Consider the following 4,948-nt stretch of genomic DNA (forward strand, 5'->3'; position numbering starts at 1 on the left):
CCTAATATCACGATCCGCTTCAACGCGAACGTCTTTGTCCAAAATACTGTGCTGTAAAAAGCTATTTTCTCCGATAACGCCATTTTGCATAACGATGCTATTGCTTACGATAGCGCCCTTCTGTACATGTACGCCGCGGAAAATTATGCTGTTCACTACGGTACCCTCAATACGGCAGCCGTTTGCAATTAACGAATTCGTAACTTTGGAATTACCCAAATACCGGGCAGGAGGCTCATCCTTAACCTTCGTAAATATGGAACCCGGCTGATAAAATAGTTCCTTCCAAACATCCGGATCTAATAAATTCATATTATTGCGATAATAGCTGCTAAGCGTATTAACTACACCCAAATATCCCTCATACATATACCCATATACATTAAGCTGATTCAGCCTAGAGAATATCGCGTGGCGAACCAGATGATCCTGGCCTTGAGCAAGCGAGGTCTCTACTAGTTCCATCAGCAGCTCTTTGCGCATAACGTACATTTCCATAGAATTGATGTCACTAGACATCCGGCCATAGTGATCCTGAATGGCGGTGATTCTGCCTTCGTCATTCAACTTCACTTTACGAGCTTTGCCCATTAATATATCAGCCTGCTGCTTACACACAACGGTGATGTCAGCTTCCCGCTCCAAATGAAAATCGATAACCTTCTCGAAATCGATATTGCAAACCATGTGGCTGCGTGTAATGACAACATAGTCGAGTGATGACCGATTAAAATAATCACGCTGTTGATAGAAATGGTACAAATCTCCACGGCTAATTTCTTGAATGTCGTCAGTTGCTGGCGGGAGCACAAATAATCCGCTTTGACGATGCTGCAAATCCCAATGTTTTCCTGAACCCAAATGATCCATAAGTGAGCGGTATTTCGTATGCGCAAAAACGGCAACCTTGGAGATTCCGGAGTTAACCATGCTCGACAGTACAAAATCAATCAATCGATATCTCGCGCCAAAGGGGACAGTTGCAAGGCAGCGGCTTTGTGTTAAATGTTCCAGCTCGTCAGTTTCATGAATTAAATTGATGACGCCCATGACTTTATGCTTCATGAGTGCTCCACCTCCTGCAGCAAATGTTCGTTCGTCACATATTGATCCACTGCTATAACGGTAATGGCATCATCATCTGGGCTTCCAATCGTTACACCCGCTTGAATGACGGCTCCTTCGCCAATAATCGCTCTATAAATGCGTGCGCCTTCACCTATTCTTACATTAGGCATGACGACTGATTCCGTAATGACTGTGTTTTGGGCTGCTTTAACGCCGTAGAACAATACCGAGCGATCAACAACCCCTTCAATCATGCACCCTTCTGTTATTAAAGAAGAAGAAACCTGTGCACTTGCGCCAATATGTTGTGCTGGCTGATTTGGATTTACCGAATAAATGCGCCAATCGGCATCGGCAAGCTCAAGCGGTGGCTCATCAGCAAGTAAATCCATATTCGCTTCCCATAAACTCTCGATTGTACCAACATCTTTCCAATAGCCCTTAAACGGATATGAATGCAGCCGTTTCCCGTCTCTCATCATGGCTGGAATAAGATCCTTGCCAAAATCGTGACTGGAGCTGCGGCTTGCTTCATCATAAATCAAATACTTTTGGAGCTCAGACCATGTGAAAATATATACGCCCATGGAAGCGATGTTGCTAGTCGGGTTTTTCGGTTTTTCCTCAAAAGCCGTAATTCGATCCTCATCATCGATGTGCATAACACCAAAACGGCTTGCTTCTTTCCAATCTACCTCTATCCCGGCAATCGTCACGTCTGCTCCTGAACGCTTATGATGCTGGAGCATTAAATCATAATCCATTTTGTAAATGTGGTCTCCTGAAATGATAAGTACATACTCAGGATTGTAAGGTTCAATAAAGGACATATTTTGATAAATTGCATTTGCCGTGCCTTTATACCATACGCCGCCTTTTTGTTTCATAAATGGCGGCAAAATGGTCATGCCGCCATCACGGCGGTCAAGTCCCCATGGACTGCCAATGCCAAGATAACGATTGAGCTCCAGCGGTTGATATTGCGTTAGTACGCCCACAGTGTCAATTCCCGAGTGTGCGCAATTGCTTAACGTAAAATCAATTATTCTGTATTTACCGCCAAAATAGACTGCAGGCTTAGCTAAATCCTTTGTTAGCACGCCCAGCCTTTTCCCTTCGCCTCCTGCAAGCAGCATAGCGATCATTTCTTTTCGGCCCATGGACACCAACTCCCTCTCAAATTGTGTTCCCCGGATCTAAGCTGAAGATCTGGAATGTCAGGGGGGGTAAGTGAAGCGTAATGCTTTGATTGTGACCGTGCCAAGCGACGTTTTCACTGGTGTAGCCTTGTTGTGCCTGTGTTACCGTTCCGCCATATGGCTTCTCATTGCTATTTATTAAAGAGCTGTAGAAACCTGGCTCTGGAACACCAATACGGAACTGTTTATAATCGTTCCTAGAAAAATTAGCAATAACAACGGAGAAATCAGTATTTCCACGGCGGATAAAGGATATGACAGATTGTGCTGCATTATGAACATCAATCCATTCGAAGCAATCCGCCTGGCTGTCTCTCTCCCATAATGAAGGCTGATCAGTATAGATATGATTAAGAGCTTTCACATAATGGTGCATGCTGCGATGCAGATCATATTCGAGCAGCATCCAATCCAGCATATCGGCGTCCTTCCATTCATCGAACTGCCCCCATTCACTGCCCATAAACAACAGCTTTTTACCAGGATGCGTAATCCAATAGCCGTAGAACAAACGTAATTGTGCGAATTTCTCTTCGTAGCTTCCAGGCATTTTGTTTAGCAGAGAACGTTTGCCGTGAACAACTTCGTCGTGCGATAGAGGCAATACATAGTTTTCCGAAAAAGCATAAAGGAGTGAAAATGTAATGAGATGGTGATGATGCGAACGTTCAGCCGGATCCAGTGCCATATAACGCAGCATATCGTTCATCCAGCCCATATTCCATTTAAAATTAAATCCGAGGCCGCCTTTGTAGGTTGGTGATGTAACAGCTGGCCATGCGGAAGAATCTTCTGCGAGCATCAAAGTATCGGGGTAATAATGAAACACAGTTTCATTAAGCTTCTTAAGGAAGCGGAGAGCATCTAGGTTGTCTGGGCCGCCTAGGTAGTTGTATGTATGCATTTCCGGCGGTTTGTCCATGTGTAAATTGATCATGCTAGCGACAGCATCAACACGCAACCCATCAATGTGAAATAAGTCCATCCAGTAAATGGCATTTGAAATAAGAAAGCTGACAACTTCTTTTTTCTCGAAATCGAAGGCAAGCGTCCCCCAGAGCGGCTTCTCCGCTCGATTGGGATCTGCTCCTTCAAAAATAGGTGTACCGTCAAAAAGTCGCAACCCATGATCATCTTTGCAGAAATGACCGGGAACCCAATCCAAAATAACACCGAGTCCATGTTGATGGCATTTATCTACAAATCGCATCAGCTGCTTCGGAGATCCGTATCGACTCGTCGCTGCATAAAAGCCCGTAATCTGATAGCCCCAAGATTGATCTAGAGGATGCTCAGACAGCGGCATAAGCTCGATATGCGTATAACCCATTTCAGCTGTATACGGGATCAAGTCATCTGCTAATTCCTCGTACGTGTAATAATCCTCTTTGCCTTTAATTTTCCACGAACCTGCATGCACCTCATAAATGAGCAGCGGATTCGTGTATGGAGGAAGCTCGCGCTTCTTCTCCTGCCACTTTGCATCATCCCATTTGTAGCCGTCTAAATCCGATACAATGGATGCCGTTCCTGGCCGCCGCTCTGCAAAAAAAGCGTACGGATCAGCTTTTCTAATGATTTTGCCTTCTATGGTTACAATCTCATACTTGTATAATTCGCCTTCACCAATGCCAGGGACAAACAAGCTGTAAACGCCAGTCGTTCCGATTCTTACCATTGCATGACGATTGCCAATCCATTTATTGAATTTGCCAATAACCCGAACCTCAGCTGCGTTTGGTGCCCAAACCGTAAATCGAACACCTTTTTTACCATCCAATTGAACACGGTGCGCACCCATAAAACGGTAGCTGTGATAAGAACTTCCTTCGTTGAATAAATAGAGATCCTTCATGGATAATCCGATAGGCGCCGTTTGAACCATTCTTGGTTTCACCCCCTGTTGGATGATTAATTACAAGTACTTTAATCATCTAAACACGAATCACTTTATCCACATTATACATGGTTTTGAAAAAAAACACAGTCGTTTTCATAGATTTCGACAATAATAATTAATCTGTGTTAGATTACGTAACATCAATCTTTTTCAGGACTCAGCGTTCGCTGTATTTAATAATGTTTAGCACAAAAACCTTTCGTTTTTGAGAGTTGAGTACATTTAATCCATTTGCAATTTGTAACTTGTTTCACTCTGCGCGGTCTTACAATGGAAGGATCACCGTGACGCAGCAAACGTTGATGGTGCATTGCACATAAATCTTTGGCTTTGATCGGCTTTGTACAGTTTTCTATGATGCAATGGTTCATATTCTGTCTCCCCTGTGTGTTAGCCTGCTGCTCTTTTTTTCCACTTGAGGCTGTCTGCTTTCATATTATCGGGAAACCGAATGAGAATAAAGCCTGCTGGCGGAGTGTTACAGGTGATTTTGATTCAACTTATGACTATTTGCACCATAAAGGTATCGTTTCAGCGATCAAGTTTAATTAATTAAACTTATGAAACACTTTTGAAACATAATACGAAATGCCAAATTCATTGACTTGTTTGTTTAGAACGACTATTTTATACTTTTATTTGATTATAGGGTCGTGGAATGGGTTTAAGAGGAGTGTTTCGTATTGTCGGTTTACAATCATATTTTTCAAATCATGAATCAGCCTATGCTGCTAATGAGTCAAAATGAAATAGAGGTGCGCATAGAGGACGCGAACCAAGC

3 protein-coding genes are annotated in these 4,948 nt (G+C 43.2%); all 3 read right to left on the bottom strand.

Annotation, left to right across the window (positions count from 1 at the left end; genetic code table 11):
* A partial coding sequence (gene glgD / locus AC1DSE_RS29935; RefSeq protein ID WP_477528672.1) for a glucose-1-phosphate adenylyltransferase subunit GlgD occupies positions 1-1,065 on the bottom strand: 1,065 nt, incomplete at its 3' end.
* Complete coding sequence (locus tag AC1DSE_RS29940; protein WP_477511384.1) at positions 1,062-2,228, bottom strand: glucose-1-phosphate adenylyltransferase; 1,167 nt, start codon at positions 2,226-2,228, stop codon at positions 1,062-1,064. The genes AC1DSE_RS29940 and glgD, both read right to left, overlap by 4 nt.
* A gap of 16 nt (positions 2,229-2,244) precedes the next feature.
* Positions 2,245-4,152 (bottom strand): 1,4-alpha-glucan branching protein GlgB, encoded by a 1,908-nt coding sequence (gene glgB / locus AC1DSE_RS29945; protein ID WP_477511383.1) that lies wholly within the window; start codon positions 4,150-4,152, stop codon positions 2,245-2,247.
* Between the last annotated feature and the right edge of the window lie 796 nt (positions 4,153-4,948).

It is taken from the genome of Paenibacillus sp. 01L418, from assembly GCF_056400045.1.

Bases quoted from the DNA above. Each gene is read 5' to 3' on its own strand.
- glgB (WP_477511383.1), bottom strand. From the start codon at position 4,152: ATGGTTCAAACGGCGCCTATCGGATTATCCATGAAGGATCTCTATTTA.
- AC1DSE_RS29940 (WP_477511384.1), bottom strand. From the start codon at position 2,228: ATGGGCCGAAAAGAAATGATCGCTATGCTGCTTGCAGGAGGCGAAGGG.